Raw genomic sequence first — 22,811 nt, 5'->3', positions numbered from 1 at the left:
CCGGCTCTTATAAAAGCTGAAACTCAGAGAAACGGAGCCGGATCGCCACAGCCTTCGCGCAGCACCACAGGCTCGTCATCCGATAAGTCAATAACCGTGGTTGGCGACTCACCGATTACACCACCGTGCAGTATTAAACTAACCTGTTTCTCCAGCCTGGCACGCATATCTTCAGGATCACTTTCGGCAAACTCCTCACCCGGTAAAATCAGGCTGGTGCTCAATAGCGGCTCTCCCAGCTCTTCGAGCAACGCCAGCGCAATTTTATTCTGTGGAATACGCAGACCAATGGTTTTCTTTTTGTCATTAAGTAAGCGCTTTGGCACTTCTTTCGTACCACGTAAAATAAAGGTATAAGCGCCCGGCGTATTGTTTTTTATCAGCCGAAAGGCCGCGTTTTCTACTTTGGCATACACTGAAAGCTCAGATAAATCACGGCACATCAGCGTAAAGTGATGTTCACCGCTTACCTGGCGAATCTGTAAAATACGTTCCATAGCGCTTTTATCGCCTACATGGCAGCCCAGCGCATAACCGCTGTCTGTCGGGTAAATCACTACGCCGCCTTGCTGAATAATCTGTACTGCCTGCTTTAGCAAACGCTGTTGCGGGGTTTCCGGGTGAATATGAAAAAATTGGCTCATTAGTATTCTGCTTAAATAAAATTAAAGGCTAATCAAGCGCTTTGCGCCTGGGCCACCTGCGGCCAATTTGCCCATACAGGAATAACATCGTCGGTTAAATATAGGTTTTTTCCGATGTCATTCCAAGTTGTTACCTGATGAAAATCTGAACCGACCGATGCTGTCAGGCCATGCAGTTCACACAGAGCCCACAGCTCACGCTTTTGCACCGGCGTTTGTTGTGGCGAGATAATCTCAATAGCATCACCACCGGCGGCAGCAAACTGTTCCGCCAGCCGCTTTACCCACTTTGTGGTCAATTTGTATTTTAGCGGATGCGCCAGCACAGCCACTCCGCCAGCGTCATGGATCCACGCAATAGCCTCGGCCATGTCCACCCAATTATTCGGCACATAACCTATTTTGCCCCGGCCAAGGTACTTCTTAAATACATTATCCATGGTGCTGGCTTTGCCAATACTGACCAGATGGCGGGCAAAATGCGCCCGGGTCAACGCAGCACCGTTTGCCAGCTTCAGCACTGCCGGCAACACATCAGGGATATTATTCTTCGCCAGCCGTCGTGCCATTTCTTCGGCGCGCACCACTCTTGCCTGTTGCTGCGTAGCCAGGCGTTGTAAAAACAGCGGACAGTCAGGGTTAATATTCAACCCGACAATATGAATTTCCAACTGCTGCCAACTGGTAGAGATTTCTACACCATTGATAAGCGTCAGCGGCAAGTGCTGCGCTGCTATGGCTTCTCTGGCTGCAGTTAATCCGGCAACCGAATCATGATCGGTAATCGCCAGTACATCTACGCCTTTTTCTGCAGCCCGCGCCACTAAATCCGCCGGCGACAGCACACCATCAGAGAACAGCGTATGGCTGTGTAAATCAATTTTCATCAGCACCTCAATATAAGGTTGCTATTGTCGCACAGCACAGACCTATCGCAAAGCCAGAGCGCAGCCATCCGGAAGCTTATACGCTTTTATTTCTGTGTTATAACAAATAAGCACTTGACGCCGGCTACCGTTTTGCGGTTTTATGTGGGCGTAATTAACGAGGTAGATAAAGCTAATGCAATTTATAACAACCCTTAACCTGACTAACTGGTGGTGGCACATTCCCAACGGGCGTGTGTAGGCGTTGTATTAGCTTTAATTACCGAAGCCCGTTTCCACAAGAAGCGGGCTTTTTTTATGTGCCTGCAAAATGTGTGGCAGCGAGCTGAACAAAAACTTGTTGATTTAAAAGGACAAAATTAAGCATGATTTTTAGTCATATCACTGACACGCCCGGCGAGGTGGCCAGTATCGCCATGCAGCTGCCATATCAGGCAGACGCATTATCCTGCTACCAGATGCTGACGGCACAAAGCCCTTATTCTTTATTGCTGGAATCGGCCGAAATCGACAGCAAGGACAACTTAAAAAGCCTGCTGCTGGTAGATGCGGCACTGCGCATTGAATGTAATGACCAAAACGTCATTATCACCGCTGTCAGCAACAATGGCGCTGTACTGCTACCTTATCTGGCACAAAAGCTAAGCACCGATGCCCGCGTTGAGCAACAGGGCCAGCAGCTGAGTATTCAATACCAGCGCCCACCGTTGTTACTCGAAGAGACCGCCCGCCTGCAAATGCCAAACCCTTTTACGGTACTGCGCACGTTGCAACACGAACTGCATTGTCAGAGTGATGAACCTTTTGCAGTATTTTTAGGGGGTGTCATTGGCTACGACATGGTGGCCACGGTGGAACAATTACCTGACGTACCGGCAGCGGAAAATAAATGTCCGGACTATGTATTTTATTTGGCCGAAACGTTACTGGTGCTGGACCATCAAACCGGCGACAGCCGCCTGGTCGGCAATGTGTTTTGTGGTGAGCAGGCACCGGCGAACTGTTTTGTTATTGGTAAACGTCTGGAGCAGCTAAAGCAGGTGTTACAGTCAGCGCCGGCAACAAAAAACACCGCTTTACCGGTATCTGCTGAGTTAAAAGTTGATATCAGCGACAGCGACTTTATGCAGCAGGTAGAAAAACTGAAACAGCACATTGTCGCCGGCGATATTTTCCAGGTAGTGCCATCGCGTTGCTTCAGCCTGCCATGCCCACAGCCACTGGCCGCTTACGCCCGGTTAAAACAACAAAACCCAAGCCCTTATATGTTCTACCTAAAAGATGCCGCTTTTACACTGTTTGGCGCATCGCCAGAATCGGCACTGAAGTTTGATGCCCAAAACCGCCAGGTAGAAATATACCCGATTGCAGGCACCCGACGCCGTGGTTTCAAAAGTGACGGCAGCATAGACCGCGATCTGGACAGCCGCATTGAACTGGAACTGAGACAGGATGAAAAAGAAAAAGCCGAGCATCTAATGTTGGTTGATTTAGCCCGCAACGATGTCGCGCGTATCAGCGTGCCGGGCAGCCGTTATGTTAAAGAGCTGCTAAAAGTAGACCGTTATTCATATGTCATGCATCTGGTGTCACGTGTGGTCGGCACGTTAAAACCGGAACTTGATGCCCTGCACGCTTATCAGGCTTGCATGAATATGGGCACTTTAGTTGGTGCTCCAAAGGTAAAAGCCGCTGAACTTATCCGCCAGGTAGAAGGCAAACGCCGTGGTAGCTACGGCGGTGCCGTAGGATACCTTGCCGGCAACGGTGATTTTGACAGCTGCATTGTGATCCGCTCAGCCTATGTGGCCGATAACACCGCCTATATACAGGCCGGTGCCGGGGTGGTATTCGACTCTGTCGCCCAGGCAGAAGCCGATGAAACCCGCAGTAAAGCGCAGGCTGTGATAAGCGCCGTTATCGCTGCCCATCAAACACCGGTACAGGAGTAAGTTATGGCTATCATTTATTTGCTTGATAATATCGACTCCTTTACCTACAACCTGGTTGATGAATTTGCCCAACTAGGTTATGAAACCAGGCTGTATCGCAATACGGTGCCGGCGAACTACATTTTTCAGCAGATGTGCGCCGAAACCTCGCCGGTATTGCTGGTGTTATCGCCAGGCCCCGGTAGCCCTGCTGATGCCGGCTCAATGCCCGCACTGTTGTTGCTGTGCGAAGCAAAATTTCCGGTGCTGGGTATTTGTCTTGGCCACCAGGCTATTGTCGAACACTTTGGCGGTGTTGTCGGCCGGGCCGGTGAAACGGTGCATGGTAAAACAGCGGCGATTACGCTAACCACGCATCCGTTATTTAATGGCCTGCCCAACCCCTTTCCGGTGGCTCGCTACCATTCACTGATGGCGACTGAGATGCCAAATGCGCTGACGCTGCTGGCCAATGATCGCCATATCCCAATGGCCGTTATTAATGAAGAAAAACGTATGCTGGGTTTTCAGTTTCACCCGGAGTCGATCCTGACGACGCTTGGCAAACCGCTGCTGAAACAAAGCATTGATTATTTATTACGGGGCTAATGATGACAGACAAGATTTTAGCAACAGTCCAGCATAGCCTTAGCGGCCAGACGCTTAGTTTTGAGCAGGCTGAACAGTTTTTCTCTGCCGTGGTCGCGGGTAATGTTGACCCTGTACTGCTGACAGCTTTACTGGTCGCGCTAAAGATGCGTGGCGAAACAGCTGACGAAATAGCCGGTGCAGCCAGTGCCTTACGCGCAGCAGCAGCACCTTTCCCTGCCCGTATCAGTGGCAGTATTGATTGCTGTGGCACCGGTGGCGACGGCAGCAATACCATTAATATTTCCAGCACTGCTGCCATCGTAGGCGCGGCCATGGGTTTAAAAGTCGTTAAACATGGTAACCGCAGTGTATCGTCACGCTCCGGCTCTGCCGATTTACTGGAACAACTGGGTGTCAACATTCAGCTGTCGGCGCAGCAAGCCGCAGATACGTTACAGCAGAGTAACTGTAGTTTTCTGTTTGCGCCTTTGTACCATGCTGGTATAAAGCATGCGATGCCGGTGCGCAATACGCTAAAAAGCCGGACGCTGTTTAACCTGCTTGGGCCACTGGTTAACCCTGCAGCACCTGACTATCAGTTACTCGGCGTATATGATCCTAAGTTGTGCCGCGTAATGGCACAGGCATTAAAGCAGCTTGGCCTGACACGCGCCTGGGTAGTGCATGGCAGTGGCTGTGATGAGGTTGCACTGCACGGCACAACTTATGTCTGTGAACTAAAAGATGGCGATATCACCGAGTTTAGCCTGACACCGGACGACTTTGGCGTAAGCTTAATGCCTTTAAGTGCACTGGCCGGCGGTGAACCTGGCGAAAATGCCGCAGCAACCCGGGCGATATTGCAAGGCCAAGGCCAGGCCGCGCACAATGCTGCAGTGGCAATCAATGTGGCGACGATGCTGAAAATTGCCGGCTTGGGTGATGATCTAAAAGTGAATACCCGCGCAGTACTGGAGCTGCTGCAATCCGGCCGGGCTTACAACACCCTTAGCCAGTTTATCGCACTGAGTCAGTCACCCGCGAAGGAGGCCCAACATGGCTGAGCAAATGCCAAACGTGTTGGCAAAAATCGTTGCCCATAAACGTGATGAAGTCGCAAAGTTAAAACAGCAGTTACCGCTTGAGAGCTTCGCGGGCGGGGTGCTGCCAAGCCAGCATGATTTTCTGGCCGCGCTGAAACAAAGTGGACCACGCTTTATATTAGAGTGTAAAAAAGCCTCGCCATCCAAAGGGCTGATCCGCGCTGATTTTAATCTGCAAGAACTGGCGCAAGTATATAACCGCTATGCCGATTGCATTTCAGTATTAACCGATGAAAAATTCTTTCAGGGCAGTTACGACTATCTGCGAACCATGCGTAGTCTGACTGCCAAGCCTCTGCTGCATAAAGACTTTATCATTGACAGCTATCAAATTTATTTAGGCCGCCACTGTGGCGCAGATGCAGTGTTACTGATGTTGTCGGTGTTAGATGACGCCCAGTACCGTGAGCTGTCGGCTATTGCACAACAGCTGAATATGACAGTGCTGACAGAAGTCAGTAACGAAGAAGAAACACGGCGGGCGGTGGCGTTGGATGCCGAGCTTATTGGTATTAATAATCGCGATCTGCGCGATCTGAGCACCAACTTAGCGACCAGTTTCCAGCTTGCTAAATTGATCCCAAAAGACAGCACTGTTGTATCAGAGTCTGGCATTTACACTAACCAGCAAGTGCGGCATTTAGCCCGGGTAGCCGATGCTTTTTTAGTCGGCAGCTCACTGATGGCTGAAGCCAACCTGGCACTTGCAACCCGCAAACTGGTGTTGGGTGAGCACAAGGTCTGCGGCTTAACCCGGCCACAGGACGCTGAAGCCGCACATTCCGCCGGGGCGTATTACGGCGGCTTGATTTTTCACCCGGCATCACCGCGTTATATTACGCCAGAGCAAGCCGGAATAGTGCAGCAAGCTGCGCCACTGCAATACGTTGGTGTTTTTGTTAATGCCGATATCGAGCTGGTAGCTCAGCTGGCTAAGCAGCTGAAACTAAGCGCAGTGCAACTGCATGGCGAGGAAGACGATAGCTACCTGCAAAAGCTGCGTAAGATGCTCGATGCCAGCTGTCAGATTTGGAAAGCCTACCGGGTAAAGGATGCCTTGCCGGAGTTTACCCCGCTTGCAGATCGTATCTTGCTTGATGCTTTTCATCCAAAGCAACATGGTGGCAGCGGTATCAGCTTTGACTGGCAAATACTGACACAACAATCCTCCGCCTTGCCGCTGATGCTGGCTGGCGGCCTAAGCCCCGACAACTGCAGCACAGCATTAACGCTGCCCGTAGCCGGGCTAGATTTTAATTCAGGGCTGGAAAGCGCACCAGGCTGCAAAGATGCAGTAAAAATCCAGTCAGCATTTACCAAAATCCGGGAATTTCATTATGAGTGAGCTAAAACTTAACCCTTACTTTGGCCAGTACGGCGGTATGTTTGTACCGCAATTACTGGTACCGGCACTGAAACAGCTGGAGCAGGCTTATGTTGATGCACTGGCCGATCCGGCTTTTCATGCCGAATTTCAGCAACTGTTGACAGAATACGCCGGCAGGCCAACCCCTTTAACATTGTGCCGTAATATTTCGCCTAACCCGAAAGTTAAAATTTACTTAAAACGGGAAGATTTACTGCATGGTGGTGCGCATAAAACCAATCAGGTGCTGGGGCAGGCACTGCTGACTAAACGTATGGGCAAGCAGGAAGTGATAGCCGAAACCGGTGCCGGCCAGCATGGCGTTGCAACGGCGTTAGCCTGCGCTTTGCTCGGGTTAAAGTGCCGTATTTATATGGGAGCCAAAGATATCGAGCGCCAGCAGCCAAATGTATTTCGGATGAAGCTGATGGGCGCTACCGTTATACCTGTTACCAGCGGCAGCGGCACGTTAAAAGATGCAGTCAATGAAGCAATGCGCGACTGGTCTGCCAGTTACGACAGTACGCACTATATGCTCGGCACTGCTGCGGGGCCCCACCCTTTCCCAACCATAGTACGTGACTTTCAGAAAATGATAGGTGAAGAAGCCAAGCAACAGTTGCTAAAAGCCGAAGGCAAACTGCCCGACGCTGTTATTGCCTGTGTTGGTGGCGGCTCCAATGCTATTGGCATGTTCGCTGACTTTATTGAAGAGCCGGGCGTAAAACTGATCGGCGTAGAACCCGGCGGTAAAGGCATCGATACTCTTCAGCATGGTGCAGCGCTGTCTACCGGCAGTTATGGCATATTACATGGCGCCTATACCGCTATTATGCAAACCACTGATGGCCAGATTGAAGAGTCTTACTCTATCTCTGCCGGCCTCGATTATCCGGCCGTAGGCCCGCAACATACCCATCTGCAACAAACCGGCCGCGCCAGCTATGTGGCAATAAACGATGATGAAGCGTTAGCCGCGTTTCAGCAACTGGCAAAAAGCGAAGGTATTATTCCGGCGCTGGAAAGCTCCCATGCGCTGGCTCATGCATTAAAAATGGCAGAACAGGCAACCGAACCTACTGTACTGCTGGTGAATTTATCTGGCCGTGGCGACAAAGATTTAGCCCATGTGCACAGCGTATTAGCAGGAGCGACACTATGAAACGTTATCAACAGATGTTTACCCGCCTGCAGCAGCAAAACCGTGGGGCTTTTGTGCCTTTTGTCACTATCGGCGATCCGACTGCAGAGCTGTCATTTAAGATCATTAAAACGTTAATTGATGCCGGTGCCGATGCGCTGGAATTGGGTATACCGTTTTCAGACCCTATTGCCGACGGCCCGACTATTCAGGGCGCCAATATCCGCGCCTTAGCCGCTGGCGTCACCCCTGACATCAGCTTTGACATTATCGCCCGAATACGCTCATACCATGCCACTATTCCTATTGGTTTGCTGCTGTATTCAAACCTGGTGATGGCGCGCGGTGTCGATAACTTTTATGCCAGGGCAGCAGCAGCCGGTGTCGATTCAGTATTAATTGCCGATGTGCCGCTGCATGAAAGCAAGCCATTTCGGCAAAGCGCTATAAAGCACGACATAGCGCCGATTTTTATCGTGCCACCAAATGTAGATGATGAGGACTTACGCCAGATAGCATCATACGGCCGTGGCTATACCTATCTGCTCAGCCGTGCCGGTGTAACGGGCACCGAAACTGCCGCGGCTATGCCCACTTCTGAGTTGATAAGCCGCATTCGCAGCTACAACCCGGCGCCGCCTTTACTGGGCTTTGGCATCTCGACACCAGCGCATGTTAAAGAAGCACTGGCCAGTGGCGCCGCCGGAGCTATCTCGGGCTCAGCAATTGTTAAGCTTATCGAGCAGCACCAGCATCAGCCTGAACATTTACTGGCGCAGTTAACACAATTTGTCAGCAGCATGAAGGCGGCAACATAACCAAACAGACAGCCTGCTACTGCGGCAGGCTGTCTGTCAGCTGATATTTATGCTTCAGCGCCGCAATATCAGCCTGATGGCTAAGTAAAAATCGATTAAATTGCTGTATCACCTGCGGGTGGCGAATGGTAGATAAATGGAAACTGATCCGTGTGACCGGTAGCTGTTCTGCCACCACTAAGGCACCTTCTTGCTGTTGTGTCCGTAGAATATGCTGCGCTACATTGTATTCAACATCTGCACCTTGCAACTCCCCTTTTAGCACCAGATTTACCGCCGATATAGCATTAGGTACTTCGTATAGTTTGAACCGATACTGATTGCGTAAATTTAACCAGGCCGTTGGGGTAAAACCGTGTATGACTGCTAAGGTACGAAAATGCTGCAAGTGGATATTTTTGTTTACCGGCAAGACCAAGGTCGTGCCCAGGTTATAAATCAGCGGCTCACTAAAAGTACGATTTGCCTGCGAGCCCTGAAACTTTGCCCACCTGGGATTATCCGGATAAATAAAATCCACCAGATTATCCAGCTCATGGTACAGGCGCTTTACCGGCAACGGCTGAAAACTAAAATGGTATCCGTATTCACGGGCAAATAACTGCAGCACGTCATTGGCAAAGCCTGTGCTGTCAGCACGGGTAAAATTGTAATGCGGGTAAAAGTTGATATCCTCGGTACCAATAATAAACTGCGTCTGAGCTGTTAGCGTTGTTGTATAAATCAACATCACTATGCTAACTACGGCTGCTATCTGTGTTCGCATAACTACCTGCTAATACAAAATGCTCTGTCACTAAGCAGTGTAGTGAGCAATTAACAATACGCCAACCAACAGATTGGAGACTTGACGGAAAACAGTCGATTTTTCGGCTGCGACACAGGATAATAACGGCTTTATGCCAACCGGATTTAATTTATTATGCAAATCAGTGACAACAGCGTAGTGCAGTTTCATTACACCTTAAGTGATGCCAATAGTGGCGAGCAAATCGAAAGTTCACAGGGCAGCCACCCTCTGCTGTATCTGCATGGTCATCAGCAAATGCTGCCGGCGCTGGAGCAGAAACTGAGTGGCAAAACCATCGGTGACAAGCTGGATGTCACGTTAACGCCAGCAGAGGCTTATGGTGAGCGCGACGAAAATGCGATTCAGAGCATTCAGGTAAAACATCTGCTGGGCGCAAAAAAATGGCAACCGGGCATGACCGCAGTCGTGCAAACCGAGCATGGACAACGTCAGGTGACTATCGTTAAAGTGGGCATGTTTAAAGCCGACGTTGACACCAACCACCCTCTGGCGGGCAAAACGTTGCAATTTGCTATCGACATTTTATCGGTACGCGAAGCAACGGATGAAGAAATTGCTCATGGCCACGCACATGGTGAAGGTGGTCATCATCACCATTAATCAGGGTACCAGGCCGCTGCGTAGCGGCCTTTTCATCTGCTGGTAGCAAGATTAATTTTTCAACCCTCCTTACGTATGTGCCTTATAAACTGCTAAGATCGGCTCAGGCCTTAGATCAGGTAAACTGATAACGTGTTACTGCCGTACTGTCAGTTCCTTTTTAATAAAAAGAGCAGCCGCCCTGTTATGCGCTATATCAATACCCGCGACTTCAATCACCAGCAACAAGATAAAATAGGTATTTTGCTTACCAACCTTGGTACCCCGGACGAGCCTACACCGAAGGCATTAAAACGCTATTTAAAGCAGTTTTTATCTGACCCGCGCGTGGTTGAGTTTCCCCGCCTGCTATGGTGGGTTATTCTCAATGGTGTGATTTTGCAGTTCAGGCCCCGCCGCTCTGCTAAAGCCTATGCCACAGTATTTACCGAGCAAGGCTCGCCACTGTTATTTCACACTCAGGCACAGCGCGATGCCATCGCAGCACAGCTAGCGTCAGATGGCCGCGGCGACATCGTTGTTGAGTTCGCTATGCGCTACGGCAATCCCGGTTTTGATAGTGTACTGGACAAGATGTTTGCCCAAGGTGTGCGCAAGCTATTAGTGCTGCCGCTATATCCGCAATATTCAGCATCAACGTCAGCATCCAGCTTTGATGAGCTGGCACGCAATTTTATGCAAAGGCGCTGGCTGCCTGACCTGCGCTTTGTTTCGCACTACCCCGACTACCCGCCTTTTATTAAGGCCGCGGCCGATAAAATTCGCCAGCACTGGCACACGCATGGTCAGGCAGAAAAACTTATTTTGTCTTATCACGGCATCCCCAAACGCTATCTGCTAAACGGCGACCCGTACCACTGTGAGTGCTACAAAACCTCACGTTTAATTGCCACAGAGCTGGGGCTTAATGAAAACCAGTACATCACTACTTTTCAGTCTCGCTTTGGCCGCGAAGAATGGTTAAAACCATATACCGATGCCACGTTAAAATCACTGCCCGCCCAGGGCATCAGCAGTGTGCAGGTATTTTGCCCGGGTTTCTCGGCAGATTGTCTGGAAACCATTGAAGAAATTGGTGAGGAAAACAAAGAGTACTTCTTGCATGCCGGCGGGCAACGCTATGAATACATCAGCGCACTGAATGCAGAACCTGGGCATATTGCTGCACTGTGTCAGCTAATTTATGACAATCTGCACGGCTGGCATTTTACCAGTGCAAATGACAAGGCTCTGTATGCAGAAGCGTTAAAACAGAAAATGCGGGAGCAAACCTAGCGGGTATGAGTGTATCGCAGAATCAAAAGCCGAGAACTGAACCCACGCTGCACGCCAAACCTATGTTGCAGCGTATGGCATTTGACAATGTCCGGGAGCCGCCTTATGTCGCACCGGAACAGCCGGCGGTACGTTACTTACCCTGGCTGCTGTTGATTCTTTTTATTGTGCTGGCGCTGGTTATTTATCAGGAAAGCCGCAACCATTTTTATCAATCGGCATTCTGGCACTGGTACAGCAATAAACTCACCTATCAGGTAAAAAATTCCGCTTCTGAACAGATCCGCTACCCCGCAGCAGGCCCCTTTGATCAGCGTTTTGGCTATAGCCGTTTGCCGGTGTGGATTGAAAAGCTGCAGCAATCAGGCTTTCGTCTGACAGCACAAAGCGAATTTTCTCCAGCCCTAATGCAGTACACCGGGCTGGGTTTTTACCCACCTTATACTGAGAAACAAAGTGCCGGCCTGTGGGTAAACAGCTGCCAGCAACAAACCCTGTATAGTCATCAGGCACCTGCCATGCAGTTTGATGATTTAACGAAAGTAGCGCCACTGATTATCCAAAGCCTGCTATTTGTCGAAGACAGAACCTTACTGACACCTGAGCACGTGCAGGCCAACCCGGTACTGAATCTGCCGCGTTTAGGCGCCGCTGTCTGGTCACAACTGCAACGAGCAGCCGGCATTCCAGCCGCAGCCGCCGGCGGGAGTACACTGGCAACGCAACTGGAAAAGTATCGCCACAGCCCGCAGGGGTTTACCTCTGATGTTGCTGACAAATTCCGCCAGCTGGTGTCAGCCAGTGTCAGAGCGTATCAGCAAAGCCCTGATACCAGCATGGCCAGACAGAGAATAGTGCTCGATTATATAAATACCGTGCCGCTTGCCGCTACGCCTGCTTATGGTGAAGTGAACGGCATGGCGGAGGGTTTATATGCCTGGTTTGGCGCAGAGCCACTAAACGTAAGCCAGCTGTTACAACAAGGCCCACCGTACACTGAACAACAAGGACTGGCTTTAAAACAGATTATGGCGTTAATCATTGCCCAGCGACGGCCATCGTATTATCTGCTACAAGGCAGAAATGAACTGGAGCAGCTAAGTAACCGCCATCTGAGCCTGATGCAACAACAGGGTGTAGTGCCCTCAGCGCTGGCAGCCAAAGCTATGCAGCAACCGCTGCAGTTTAATGGCAAAGCCGCGCCTGCAGCACAATCTGGTGAAGACTTCAAAGCCAGTACCATGGTGCGAAACCGTGTCAGTCAGTTACTGGAGCAAAGCCTGTATCAGTTGGATAGGCTTGACATGACGGTCCAAACTACCCTGCACCTGCAGCTGCAACAGGATATCAGCCAGCATTTACGGGCCCTCAGTCGCTATGATGAAGCAGAAAAAGCCGGCTTGTTTGCCGACCGGTTGCTGCAAAGCGGCCAGCAAGGTAAGGTAAAGTACAGCTTTACGCTGTATCAGCGTACAGATAGCGGCAACAAGGTGCGGGTGCAAACCGACAATACTGACCAGCCTTTTGATATGAATGACGCCAGTAAACTGGAGTTGGGCTCCACCGCCAAGCTCCGGGTGCTGGTCACTTACCTGGAAATTATTGCTGAACTGCACCGGCTGTACGCTGAAGAAGATACCGACACCCTGCAGTTTGTGAATATAGCACCACAGGATCATCTGACCGGTTGGGTGATCAGTTATCTGACCGAGCACCCTAATACCAGGCTTGATGCTTTGTTACAGGCGGCGCTGGAGCGCCGGTACAGCGCCGATCCAAAAGAAAGTTTCTATACTGGCGGTGGTCTGCACACCTTTAACAATTTCCGTAAAGAAGAAAACAATATGACGCCGTCTATTGCTGAAGCGCTGCAGCAATCGATTAACCTGCCCTTTGTCAGATTGTTGCAGGACATCGTCAATTACAGTATTTATCATGGTGAAAACAGCAGTTACCAATTGCTGGCCGATGACGATAACCCGCGTCGTGATCAATATTTGCGCCGTTTTGCTGATCGCGAAGGCACGACTTTTATCCGCCGCTTTTGGCAGAAATACAAAGACAGTACGGCAGAGCAACGTATGCAACTCTATGTTGGCAGCAGCCGGCAAACACCAGAGCGCCTCGCAGTTGCCTATCTTTATATCAACTCTGCCAGCACGCCGGCTAAACTGGATGCCGCGCTTAGAGCACAATTTGGCAATGAGGTCACTGAAGCCGACAGCCTAAAACTGTATGACAAATATCAGCCGGGTGCATTTAACCTGCCAGACCGCGCTTACCTGTCACGCAGCCACCCGTTAGAATTATGGCTGCTTGCATACCTGCAGCAGTATCCACAGGCTAATTTACAACAGGCGATTACCGACAGCGCTGATGTACGACAGGAAGTATACCAGTGGCTGTTTAAAACCCGTTTTCGCAGTGCCCGCGATAACCGTATCCGCAACATGCTGGAGATAGAAGCCTTCTGGGATTTACACCAGCGCTGGCAACGATTGGGTTATCCGTTTGATTATCTGGTGCCATCATTGGCGACAGCCCTTGGCAGTTCCGGCGACAGGCCGGCAGCGCTGGCGGAGCTTATCGGCATTATTATCAACGACGGTAAACGTTTGCCGGTGTTTCGCGTAGAAAAGCTGGCGTTTGCTTCAGGCACGCCTTATGAAACCCATTTTGACCGGCCGTCACCGCAAGCGCAGCAAGTGCTGGAACCTGAAGTTGCCGCAGCAGTGCGTTCAGCGCTGCAGCAGGTTGTATCAGTAGGTACCGGCAGACGGTTACATACGGCCTATAACAGCGCGAATGTCATCATAGGTGGTAAAACCGGCACCGGGGATAACCGCCTGGTCCAGTTAAATGCCAAAGGGCAGCATATCAGCTCAAAAGCCCTGAACCGTACCGCAACCTTTGCCTTTTATCTGGGGTATCAACATTTTGGTGTGCTAACAGCTTACGTACCGGATGCAGAGGCTGAACAGTTCAGTTTTACCTCAGCATTGCCACTGCAGGTAATGAACAGTTTAGCCCCGGTATTGCAGCCCTATCTCGATAATGGCAACTGGTGCCATTAAGCTGTGACGACCCGGTTACGCCCCTGATGTTTCGCCTCATATAACGCAAGATCAGCGCGGTGTAACCAGGCTTCCCAGCTTTCATCAGCTTTTTGCATGGCGACGCCGATAGAGGTGGTAATTTGTGCGCCGTCAGGCAGTATTATTTTGCGCTGTACGCCAGCCCGTAGCTTCTCAGCCAGGCGCTCTATATCTGCCTGCTTAATATCGGCAACCAACACCACAAACTCCTCCCCGCCGAAACGGAATACCTGATCGCTCTGACGCAACATAGATTGCAATACCGGTACCAGCTCAATCAGGATCTGATCACCTACCTTATGGCCGTAGTTATCGTTAATCTGCTTAAAATGGTCTAAATCCAACAGAATCAAACCGTATTGCCGCGACAGGCGGGCAAACTCCGAAATAGCTACCGCCAACTGATCATTGAGTGTACGCCGGTTGCCGGCACCAGTCAGGCTGTCAGTCGTTGCTAAACGCTGCAGTTCACGGCGTTGCAACTGGGCGCGATAAGCAAATATAAATGCAAATAAGCTGGTAATGCTGGTGGTAACAAAAAACGCCAGCATCTGAAACCGACTGGCAAAAATAAGCTGTGGATACAAATTAGCAATAGCAAACAATGAACCCAGCATCAGTGCCAGTAATACAAAAGCACGGATTGGTGCAACCAGAAAGAAAATAAAAACTAAAAAAGGATACACCCAGAATAAGCCGTCAACACCGAGGTTAATACATACCAGCAAAGCGCCGGCACAAAACACCAGAGCCATAAATAAGCCAGGTTTTACCGTATCGCCACTGCGCCAAGCCATGCGGGTTGCCGCTATAGCGCACAACACCATAAACAGATCGGATGCACCAACAATGTAATTGCCACTGTATAACCTGTATATCCCATAAGGGGTTACACAAATCACGATGATACAGCCAACCAGTGTCAACATTGCCAGATAGAAATCGTTTTTTAGCCGCTCTAACACTTAGCTATCCCCGACAGGCATTTTATTCTTATTAATATAGAAGCATCCTAGCTATAAACTAACCCTAAAGCAAAGTCGGCAATTGGCGGCGCATTGTCACGTCACCGGACTAACATTCTGCTCAGTTCATCAAAATGGCAAAATGACCAGCTGGCCTGCGGCGCAAAATGGCGATTATGTTCATTAAGATACAGACAAGACCGCATACCGGCATTGGCAGCTGTTTGTAAATCAAACAGGTAATCGCCAACGTAAATCATTTCGCTGACATCCAGTTGTAATTGTGCAGCAATACGTAGTAACCCCTCCGGGTCAGGTTTTGCAGCACAATCTTCCCGGGTAACAATGTGCTGTATCGGGATCTGTAGCCTCGATACCGTCAATTGGGTTGCTGCACGCATATTACGTGTCAAAATAGCCAGCGGTATACCGACCTCACTTAACTGCTCAAGGCATTGCCGGGCGCCCGGCATCCAGCTGGCCATTTGCGCGCCGTGCATTTCATGACGGCAAATAATATCAGCAATACGCTGCCGCTCATTCAGCTGCTCAATCGTAGCGAGTGTCTCAAGTAATGGTGTACCGTGCGGCCAGCCAATATCGTCGCAGATCAGCGCAAAATCCAACGCCGAGTCAACCAAAGTACCGTCCAAATCAAATACCACTGCCTTAATATCGTTAAATACCATCATTCTTCCTGCTACTTCGTGTTTTTCACCACTGAGTGGTGGAATAGACCTCTACCATAAAACCACCATAAGTATAAGGCGCTGATTTTAAATAAATTTAAATATGGCACAAGCCGTGCTTCTTACTACCAGGCTATATCATAAAGGACATAATACATGAGTGTACTGCGCTTAATCTTCAACATACTGTGGTTTATAATGGGTGGCTTTATTATGGGCGTACTGTGGTGGCTTGCCGGGATTATCTGCTTCGTCAGTATCATAGGCATTCCATTCGGTCGTAGCTGTTTTGTGATAGGAGAGATGGCGTTCTGGCCATTCGGGCAGGATGCCGTTAACCGGCGTTACATTAACCGCTATGATGATATCGGTACCGGTGGCTTAGGTATGCTGGGGAATATCATCTGGTTTTTATGCTTTGGTATCTGGCTGGCACTTGGGCATATCGGGCACGCCCTAGTGTGTTTTGTCAGTATTATTGGTATCCCCTTTGGCATACAACACTTAAAGCTGGCATTATTAACCTTGGCTCCAATTGGCAAAACAGTCATTTCGCGTCAAACTGTATAACAGGTCAGGAATAAGCATGGATGAGAGCAAGTACCAGCGGATCTGGCAGACTGTACTACAGATACCTGCCGGCAAAGTAGCAAGCTATGGCCAAATTGCCGACCTGGCAGGATTGCCAGGCAGAGCCAGATTAGTTGGTAAAGCTCTTGGCAAAGCGCCCGCTGCTCTAAAAGTACCGTGGTTCCGAGTATTAAGAAGCGACAGAAGCCTGGCGTTTTCGCCAGGTTCAGACACAGCTCAGCTTCAACGCCAACTGTTACTGGCAGAAGGCGTAATACTTAATAATTATCGTGCAAAGCTACAAGATGTTTGGCAACCCGACTTAGCGGAGTTGTTGTTTAAATTAAGCTACTAAATCCGCTTTAAACTGCTTTTGGCGCGTAGCATAGCTTCCTGTTCATATTCTTCCATGTATTCCGCCAGGTCGCCTTTCCACTGTTCATCAACCGCATCAGCCGCATCTTTGAGTAAACCTACCTCCAACTGGTCCCGGCGCACCAGCAGTTGATGTGCACGGCTATGCATCTCAAGTTCCACCTCTGCTTCAATCTGACTGATCGACCGCAACAGCAGTAGCTTTCTGTATGCTTTGATTGCAAGCACATTGATTAACAACAGTATCAGTGTAAGGAATAAATTCATCCCATGACCGCCTCGGCAGGTTTGTGTTCAGCTTTAATGTTTGCAACCCATAACACGACAATCATTGGCACCAACATAATGTTTATCAACGGTACGCCATACTGATACACAGCCTGCAACAACTCAGTATTACTGACAAAACGATCAACAAACCGCAGTGACTGAATTGATGCCAGCATCAGAAATGCAAAACCGATGACATTAGCAATCAGACTGACATTCTGTCGCAACATTGCATGAAACTTATAAAGAAGAAAAATTGCTATACCATCAATACAAACAAATACGGCGTACCAAAGGAATTTGTATACCAAGCCCGGAGAGCTGGCAAGCTGGTAAAGCAGCGGAGTTAAAGCCGTCATAGCGCCGTTTGCCACAGCCAATACCATCAGCGAAATAACAAGAGATGAAACCTTACGCTCGAACGCTACGGACAAAACAAACAGAACAAAATAGGCTATGAAGACACTTTTTCCAAGCTCAAACAGTAATGCTTCAACGGTATCCCATCCCATAATATCCTCTCAATAATCAGTCTGTTAGGTTTTCGGCGGCTCTATGCCTTCGCCATTACCTAAAGTTACCGGAGGTTCAATACCTTCGCCATTGCCGGTAATCGTTTTTGGTGGTTCAATGCCCTCACCATTTCCCAGTGTTACCGGAGGTTCTATACCTTCGCCATTACCAGTAATTGTCTTTGGTGGTTCTATACCTTCGCCATTGCCCTGAGTTGCTGCTGGCGTATCTCTGGCAAGCAACAACCGGGCTTTGTCACTAATTTGCACGGAATCACTACCAGATGCTAATGCTGTAGCGGGAGTCTGTGTTGTTTGTTCTGCTTTAGTGCTTAATGCATTTTTTTCCTGAGCATAAAATTGCAATTGCGCTGCATTATTATTATTAACATTACCGATCGACATCATTAACCTCGTATCTGAGTTGTTGACAACCCCATACTAAGTACTGGTCAACAATAACGCCAGTAAAGATGACTCGTTAAAGTTGACAAAAAAATGATATTTAGCAAAACATTGTATTTAAAGACTAACAAGGACTCATCGTGAACTATCTGGCGCATATTGCACTGTCGCAGCCTAATTCATATTCACTGGTTGGCAACCTGCTGGGAGACTTCTGTAAAGGTGTGCAGATAGAGAGGTTGCCGCCTGCGATGTGTCAGGGCTTAGCGAATCATCGTGCGGTGGACCATTTTACAGACCATCACCCGTTGATACGCCACGCTAAAACATATTTTTCACCACAGCGCCGCCGCTTTGCCGGTATCGCGCTGGATGTGCTGTTTGATCATTTTTTGATTCAGCACTGGCCAGCGTTTTACAGCCAGCCATTTAGCACCGCTAAACAGCAGATATACAGTGATATTGCCGCGGCGGAACATCTGATGCCGCCAGTCATGGCTGCCACTATGCGAAATGTCTATCAGAACGACTGGTTTGCCAGCTATGAGCAGTTACCAAGACTGGGCTACGCGCTTGACAGAATTGCACAGCGCATACGCTTCACTAATCAATTCAGTGGCGTGATTAAAGAGATAGAGCCTGTTTACTCGTTGTTAGAGCGGGATTTTTTGCTGTTTTATCCACAATTGCAGCAACATGTACAACACCTGGCACTGGAGCAGAACTGAGCAGGTTTACTGCAGATTTATCGTAAGCGTTGTTGCGTTAAAAGCCTGCTATTGGCTAGACTAGCGCCCTGTTTGTTTTGATAGTCACCTACACAGGAGCGCAACAATGGGCGCACAATGGAAAGCCAAACACAAAATGGATGCAGCTAATGCCAAAGGCCGCATTTTCACCAAGCTGGCAAAAGAAATCGCTGTAGCTGCGCGTAATGGTGCCGACCCGGATATGAATGCCAAGCTACGCTCAGCCATTGAAGCAGCTAAAAAAGCCTCAATGCCGAAAGATACGCTGGAACGCGCCATTAAAAAGGGTGCAGGTTTGCTTGACGGCCCGGCCAACTACGAAACCGTAGTGTATGAAGGTTTTGCACCACACCAGGTACCAGTCATTGTTGAATGTCTGACCGATAATAAAAACCGCAGCGCTATGAGTATTCGTCAGCTATTTCGCAAAGGCCAGCTGGCAACATCGGGTGCGGTGTCGTGGGATTTCAAACATTTAGGCCAGATTGAAGCCGAAGCTGACAATGCTGACGCTGATATGGAATTAGCCGCCATCGAGGCAGGTGCACAGGATTTCGAACAGGGCGAAGATGGCGAAGTGGTGTTTTTAACTGAAGCGACCGATTTAGACGCCGTTGCTAAAGCCTTGCCAGAATTTGGTTACAAAGTACTGACAGCCAAGCTGGTATACCGTGCCAACAACCCGGTAGCACTGGGTGACGCTGAACGAACTGAGGTTGAAGCCTTTTTAGATGCGATTGACGCTGACGACGATGTGCAAAACGTATATGTCGGTTTAGCAGACTAAGCCGCTGCTTCCACAAAAAGCCATCCTTCAGGATGGCTTTTTTATCGCTGGATCAGCCAAACAGCAACTGCCAGAAACTGACTTTTCGTTGCTTATGGTAGTCCTTGCGCAGCGCGTCCACTTCACGTAGATGATTTTTCGCCGCGTCGGCATTATTTTGCGCAGCTTCTGCTTTTGCCAGTTGTAGTTGGGTCAAAACCTGCTGCAGGCCATGCGTAAACGATTCGGCTTTATCTGCAGCAAAATTGCCCTGCAAGGCTTGTTCTGTGAGCATTATAAGACGATCCAGATGCGGTATCATTTCACTGCTAATGCTTGTTTCGTATGCCTGTTTATATTCAAATGCCATGTCTTTCATCGTTTTTTCCAGATCAACCGCAGCCGTGACGGAGCAGGCACAAAACAAACATAAACTTAACCAGACAGCTCGCATAATAAGTTCTCAAAAATGGCGTCAAAAATGGCATTGTATTGTAGCGGAAAATGTCTGGCGCTTAAATCAGCAAACCGGTCTGACAAACCTTGCTGTTTCGTTTTAAAGCTGTTGAGATAAGTATCTGAACTGGCAAGAGGCAACAACATGAAACAACAAACGACTCTTTTACTCCTGACATTAGCGGCAATCAGTGTAGCAGGCTGCAGCAGCACCACAGCAAAGCAGACATCGGTTACCGCTGACAAGGCCAGACAGCTGGCGCAGCAGCACATTATTATAGATACGCACATTGATGTGCCGTATCGCCTGCACAAAGACTGGGAAGATGTCAGTGTGGCAACACAACGAGGTGAGTTTGATTATCCGCGGGCCCGCCAGGGCGGTTTAAACGCGCCCTTTATGTCGATTTATATACCGGCTTCTTATGAGCGCACTGGCGGCGGCTACCAGTTAGCGAACCAACTGATTGATAGCATGGAAGCGCTGGTAGGCCGCGCACCGGGCAAATTTGCCATGGCACACAGCACGGCGGATGTGATGTCACAATTTGGCAGCGGTAAAATATCGCTGGCGCTAGGTATGGAAAATGGCACGCCGATAGAAGGCAAGCTGGAGAACCTACAGCATTTTTATGACAGAGGTATCCGCTATATCACCTTGTCACATTCTGAGAGTAACCATATTGCTGATTCCAGCTACGACTTGCGCCGGCGCTGGCACGGTTTAAGCCCGTTTGGCAAAGAACTGGTGGTTGCAATGAACAACATCGGCATGATGATTGATATTTCACACGTGTCCGATCAAGCTTTTTATCAAACAGTTGAGATCAGTAAAGTACCGGTTATCGCCTCACATTCGTCTCTGCGCAGCTACACACCCGGCTTTGAGCGCAATATGGATGATGCCATGATTAAGGCACTGGCCAAAAATGGCGGTGTAGTACAGATAAACTTCGGCTCGTCTTTTGTAACACAAATGGCGAATCAGTATGGCGCCCTGCGAAAAGCCGCAGCCAAACAGGCTGGTGTGGCAGACGACGAAGCCTTTGAGCTGCAGTTTAGAAAGCAAAACCCCTACCCGTTTGCCACCTTAGATACGGTGCTGGATCATATCGATCACGTGGTAAAACTGGTTGGTATCGACTACGTCGGCATAGGTTCAGATTACGACGGTGTCGGTGACTCATTGCCAATTGGGTTAAAAGACGTTGCCAGCTATCCGAACCTGATTGAGGGCTTGCTAAAACGCGGTTACAACGAAGCAGATATTGAAAAGATTCTGTCTGGCAATTTGCTGCGCGTATGGCGTGAAGTAGAAGCTTACGCCGCTAAACACAAAGCCTGAGTATGTTAACAAAGACCGCACCCACCGGTGCGGTCTGCTGTTAGCTTACTGCAATACTCCTGCTATCAGGCCAATAATGCCGCCAAACACGCCGCCCCAAACCACCAGCCAACCCAAGTGCTGCCTGATCATCTGTTGAATAATATCTTTTACCAGCTCAGGCGTAAGTTCATCCAGACGCTGGCGCACTATGGTATCTACTTTATTACGAACCCCTTCAAGCTGCTCAGGCTGGTCCAGCTGAGCTAACACCAGTTGACGGAACTGCTCGGACTGGGAAATATCCGTCAGCGACAGCTTGAGTTTAGCGATAAATGGCTCTTTTAGCGGTTGTAACGCAGCACTGCCACCAAACATGCCCAGCATGCCACCAAAAGAGGACTGCTCAACGACGTTTAACAATGAATCAAATGCCGGTGATAAGTCTGTCTGCGCAATAACTGGCTCAAAATCAAATACCGGATCGGCGCTTTTCTGCTCATCAGCTAAAAAGCGGTCGATGTTGTCACTGCTGAAAAACTGTGTCATCACCAGCTGATAAATACCGCTTTTAAATTGCTCGAAGCGCTGAGGGATAACACCTGAACCGTAAAGCAACGGTACTTTTTCAAATAACATATGTACAGCCAACCAGTTGGTTAGCGCACCTGATAATGCAAAAAGCCCGACACTTAACAGCAGTGGCTGCTGCAAATACCATCCTGCAAATGTGACAAGCGCTGCCACCCCATTTGTAACAACATTTTTATTCATCTGAGCCTCAACTACGCATAGAAACTCTGGCCAGGTTAACCAAAGTACCGGATACAATGCGCCGATTCTAATCAGCAGCGCTTACCGTAGCAAGTGCGCATGTTAACGCTGCATAGTTTCGCCTGATACTGCTTCGCGTTATGCTGTCAGCAGACAGCCAGAACAGAGACAAAACATGAAAATTATTGTTGCCTCAGCCAACCCGGCGAAAATTCGTGCCGTGCAGGACGCATTCTGCCAGATATTCAGCGGGCAGCCATTGCAATGCAGTGGCCAGAAAACCGTTTCCGGCGTAGCTGCACAGCCGATGACAAGTGAGGAAACTTTAGAAGGAGCGCTCAACCGGCTGCAGGCAGTTGCAGCTGCCGCGCCGGGAGCAGACTATTATGTTGCGCTGGAAGCTGGTTTGGATACCGACAGCAGCTTCGCCTGGGTCTGCGTATCACATCAGGGCAGGATCAGTAAAACCCGTTCCGCCAGTTTGCCACTTCCGCCGGCTGCCCTCATGGCAATGCAACAGGGAGAAGAGCTGGGCGATGTAATGGACCGTATGTTCGCGCAGCATAACGTCAAACAACAGGGCGGGGCCATTGCTATGCTAACCAACCATCTGCTAACACGTTCTGGTGTTTATCAACAGGCGATTATCCTGGCAATGATCCCGTTTATTCAGCCGCACTTATTCAGCAGTTGA

General features: G+C 49.4%; 25 protein-coding genes. 15 read left to right on the top strand and 10 right to left on the bottom strand.

The genetic code is table 11. The annotated features are described in order from the left end of the window. Positions 1–23 precede the first annotated feature (23 nt). Positions 24–644 carry an L-threonylcarbamoyladenylate synthase gene (locus AC5SV9_RS16295; RefSeq protein WP_475148571.1) on the bottom strand — a complete coding sequence of 207 codons (621 nt, stop codon included), beginning with the start codon at positions 642–644 and terminating at the stop codon, positions 24–26. A 32-nt stretch (positions 645–676) separates the two neighbouring features. After that, positions 677–1,531 carry an RNase RNM gene (gene rnm, locus AC5SV9_RS16290; protein ID WP_475148568.1) on the bottom strand — a complete coding sequence of 285 codons (855 nt, stop codon included), beginning with the start codon at positions 1,529–1,531 and terminating at the stop codon, positions 677–679. 365 nt (positions 1,532–1,896) lie between these two features. Between rnm and AC5SV9_RS16285 the strand changes: the two genes are divergently transcribed. The 6 genes from AC5SV9_RS16285 to trpA are packed head-to-tail and all read left to right on the top strand — an operon-like array spanning position 1,897 to position 8,481. Beyond that, positions 1,897–3,483 carry an anthranilate synthase component 1 gene (locus tag AC5SV9_RS16285; protein WP_475148567.1) on the top strand — a complete coding sequence of 529 codons (1,587 nt, stop codon included), beginning with the start codon at positions 1,897–1,899 and terminating at the stop codon, positions 3,481–3,483. Between the two features lie 3 nt (positions 3,484–3,486). After that, the gene (locus tag AC5SV9_RS16280) at positions 3,487–4,071 is read left to right on the top strand and encodes an aminodeoxychorismate/anthranilate synthase component II (RefSeq protein WP_475148564.1); all 585 of its coding nucleotides are present in this window, start codon (positions 3,487–3,489) and stop codon (positions 4,069–4,071) included. Next, positions 4,071–5,117: an anthranilate phosphoribosyltransferase gene (gene trpD / locus AC5SV9_RS16275; protein ID WP_495473523.1), complete on the top strand. Its 1,047-nt coding sequence runs from the start codon at positions 4,071–4,073 to the stop codon at positions 5,115–5,117. The genes AC5SV9_RS16280 and trpD overlap by 1 nt, the downstream gene beginning before the upstream one ends. After that, positions 5,110–6,501, top strand: a complete 1,392-nt coding sequence (trpCF, locus tag AC5SV9_RS16270; protein WP_475148559.1) for a bifunctional indole-3-glycerol-phosphate synthase TrpC/phosphoribosylanthranilate isomerase TrpF — start codon at positions 5,110–5,112, stop codon at positions 6,499–6,501. Before trpD ends, trpCF begins: the two co-directional genes overlap by 8 nt. After that, the gene (trpB, locus tag AC5SV9_RS16265) at positions 6,494–7,684 is read left to right on the top strand and encodes a tryptophan synthase subunit beta (RefSeq protein ID WP_475148556.1); all 1,191 of its coding nucleotides are present in this window, start codon (positions 6,494–6,496) and stop codon (positions 7,682–7,684) included. Before trpCF ends, trpB begins: the two co-directional genes overlap by 8 nt. Then, positions 7,681–8,481, top strand: coding sequence for a tryptophan synthase subunit alpha (gene trpA / locus AC5SV9_RS16260; protein ID WP_475148554.1), 801 nt, complete (start codon positions 7,681–7,683; stop codon positions 8,479–8,481). The genes trpB and trpA overlap by 4 nt, the downstream gene beginning before the upstream one ends. A gap of 16 nt (positions 8,482–8,497) precedes the next feature. On the opposite strand, the gene AC5SV9_RS16255 is transcribed toward trpA, so the two are convergent. Further along, positions 8,498–9,247, bottom strand: a complete 750-nt coding sequence (locus tag AC5SV9_RS16255; protein ID WP_475148551.1) for a substrate-binding periplasmic protein — start codon at positions 9,245–9,247, stop codon at positions 8,498–8,500. A gap of 156 nt (positions 9,248–9,403) precedes the next feature. Here AC5SV9_RS16255 and AC5SV9_RS16250 point away from each other — a divergent pair, with 156 nt between their 5' ends. The 3 genes from AC5SV9_RS16250 to AC5SV9_RS16240 all read left to right on the top strand — a co-directional run bounded on the left by AC5SV9_RS16250 (position 9,404) and on the right by AC5SV9_RS16240 (position 14,241). Beyond that, positions 9,404–9,892: an FKBP-type peptidyl-prolyl cis-trans isomerase gene (locus AC5SV9_RS16250; protein WP_475148549.1), complete on the top strand. Its 489-nt coding sequence runs from the start codon at positions 9,404–9,406 to the stop codon at positions 9,890–9,892. A gap of 186 nt (positions 9,893–10,078) precedes the next feature. Next, on the top strand, positions 10,079–11,167 hold the full coding sequence (gene hemH / locus AC5SV9_RS16245) for a ferrochelatase (protein WP_475148548.1): 1,089 nt from the start codon (positions 10,079–10,081) through the stop codon (positions 11,165–11,167). 5 nt (positions 11,168–11,172) lie between these two features. Next, complete coding sequence (locus AC5SV9_RS16240; RefSeq protein ID WP_475148545.1) at positions 11,173–14,241, top strand: transglycosylase domain-containing protein; 3,069 nt, start codon at positions 11,173–11,175, stop codon at positions 14,239–14,241. On the opposite strand, the gene AC5SV9_RS16235 is transcribed toward AC5SV9_RS16240, so the two are convergent. Together AC5SV9_RS16235 and AC5SV9_RS16230 are read right to left on the bottom strand one after the other, a co-directional pair. After that, positions 14,238–15,227 (bottom strand): GGDEF domain-containing protein, encoded by a 990-nt coding sequence (locus AC5SV9_RS16235; RefSeq protein ID WP_475148544.1) that lies wholly within the window; start codon positions 15,225–15,227, stop codon positions 14,238–14,240. The genes AC5SV9_RS16240 and AC5SV9_RS16235 overlap by 4 nt on opposite strands. 101 nt (positions 15,228–15,328) lie before the next feature. Beyond that, positions 15,329–15,919: an HAD family hydrolase gene (locus tag AC5SV9_RS16230; RefSeq protein WP_475148541.1), complete on the bottom strand. Its 591-nt coding sequence runs from the start codon at positions 15,917–15,919 to the stop codon at positions 15,329–15,331. A gap of 153 nt (positions 15,920–16,072) precedes the next feature. Between AC5SV9_RS16230 and AC5SV9_RS16225 the strand changes: the two genes are divergently transcribed. Then, on the top strand, positions 16,073–16,486 hold the full coding sequence (locus AC5SV9_RS16225) for a YccF domain-containing protein (RefSeq protein WP_475148539.1): 414 nt from the start codon (positions 16,073–16,075) through the stop codon (positions 16,484–16,486). 16 nt (positions 16,487–16,502) lie between these two features. After that, positions 16,503–16,841, top strand: a complete 339-nt coding sequence (locus AC5SV9_RS16220; RefSeq protein ID WP_475148538.1) for an MGMT family protein — start codon at positions 16,503–16,505, stop codon at positions 16,839–16,841. On the opposite strand, the gene AC5SV9_RS16215 is transcribed toward AC5SV9_RS16220, so the two are convergent. The 3 genes from AC5SV9_RS16215 to AC5SV9_RS16205 are packed head-to-tail and all read right to left on the bottom strand — an operon-like array spanning position 16,838 to position 18,051. Continuing rightward, positions 16,838–17,128, bottom strand: coding sequence for a hypothetical protein (locus AC5SV9_RS16215; RefSeq protein WP_475148535.1), 291 nt, complete (start codon positions 17,126–17,128; stop codon positions 16,838–16,840). The genes AC5SV9_RS16220 and AC5SV9_RS16215 overlap by 4 nt on opposite strands. Continuing rightward, positions 17,125–17,643 (bottom strand): hypothetical protein, encoded by a 519-nt coding sequence (locus AC5SV9_RS16210; protein ID WP_475148534.1) that lies wholly within the window; start codon positions 17,641–17,643, stop codon positions 17,125–17,127. Before AC5SV9_RS16210 ends, AC5SV9_RS16215 begins: the two co-directional genes overlap by 4 nt. A 24-nt stretch (positions 17,644–17,667) precedes the next feature. Beyond that, positions 17,668–18,051 carry a flagellar biosynthesis anti-sigma factor FlgM gene (locus tag AC5SV9_RS16205; RefSeq protein WP_475148533.1) on the bottom strand — a complete coding sequence of 128 codons (384 nt, stop codon included), beginning with the start codon at positions 18,049–18,051 and terminating at the stop codon, positions 17,668–17,670. 137 nt (positions 18,052–18,188) lie between these two features. Between AC5SV9_RS16205 and AC5SV9_RS16200 the strand changes: the two genes are divergently transcribed. After that, complete coding sequence (locus AC5SV9_RS16200) at positions 18,189–18,776, top strand: acyl carrier protein phosphodiesterase (RefSeq protein WP_475148530.1); 588 nt, start codon at positions 18,189–18,191, stop codon at positions 18,774–18,776. Positions 18,777–18,882: 106 nt separating this feature from the next. Continuing rightward, the gene (locus tag AC5SV9_RS16195) at positions 18,883–19,584 is read left to right on the top strand and encodes a YebC/PmpR family DNA-binding transcriptional regulator (protein ID WP_475148529.1); all 702 of its coding nucleotides are present in this window, start codon (positions 18,883–18,885) and stop codon (positions 19,582–19,584) included. Positions 19,585–19,636: 52 nt separating this feature from the next. Here the strand turns inward: AC5SV9_RS16195 and AC5SV9_RS16190 are convergent, their stop codons facing one another. Continuing rightward, positions 19,637–20,017, bottom strand: coding sequence for a cytochrome b562 (locus tag AC5SV9_RS16190; protein ID WP_475148528.1), 381 nt, complete (start codon positions 20,015–20,017; stop codon positions 19,637–19,639). A 147-nt stretch (positions 20,018–20,164) separates the two neighbouring features. Between AC5SV9_RS16190 and AC5SV9_RS16185 the strand changes: the two genes are divergently transcribed. Continuing rightward, positions 20,165–21,364, top strand: coding sequence for a dipeptidase (locus AC5SV9_RS16185; protein ID WP_475148527.1), 1,200 nt, complete (start codon positions 20,165–20,167; stop codon positions 21,362–21,364). A gap of 45 nt (positions 21,365–21,409) precedes the next feature. On the opposite strand, the gene AC5SV9_RS16180 is transcribed toward AC5SV9_RS16185, so the two are convergent. After that, the gene (locus tag AC5SV9_RS16180; RefSeq protein WP_475148524.1) at positions 21,410–22,057 is read right to left on the bottom strand and encodes a DUF445 domain-containing protein; all 648 of its coding nucleotides are present in this window, start codon (positions 22,055–22,057) and stop codon (positions 21,410–21,412) included. A gap of 235 nt (positions 22,058–22,292) precedes the next feature. Between AC5SV9_RS16180 and yjjX the strand changes: the two genes are divergently transcribed. After that, positions 22,293–22,811, top strand: coding sequence for an inosine/xanthosine triphosphatase (yjjX, locus tag AC5SV9_RS16175; RefSeq protein WP_475148522.1), 519 nt, complete (start codon positions 22,293–22,295; stop codon positions 22,809–22,811).

It is taken from the genome of Rheinheimera sp. ATLC3, assembly GCF_059429535.1.
The sequence above is the reverse complement of the archived record's forward strand: the minus strand, read 5'-3'. Positions and strand labels throughout refer to the sequence as shown.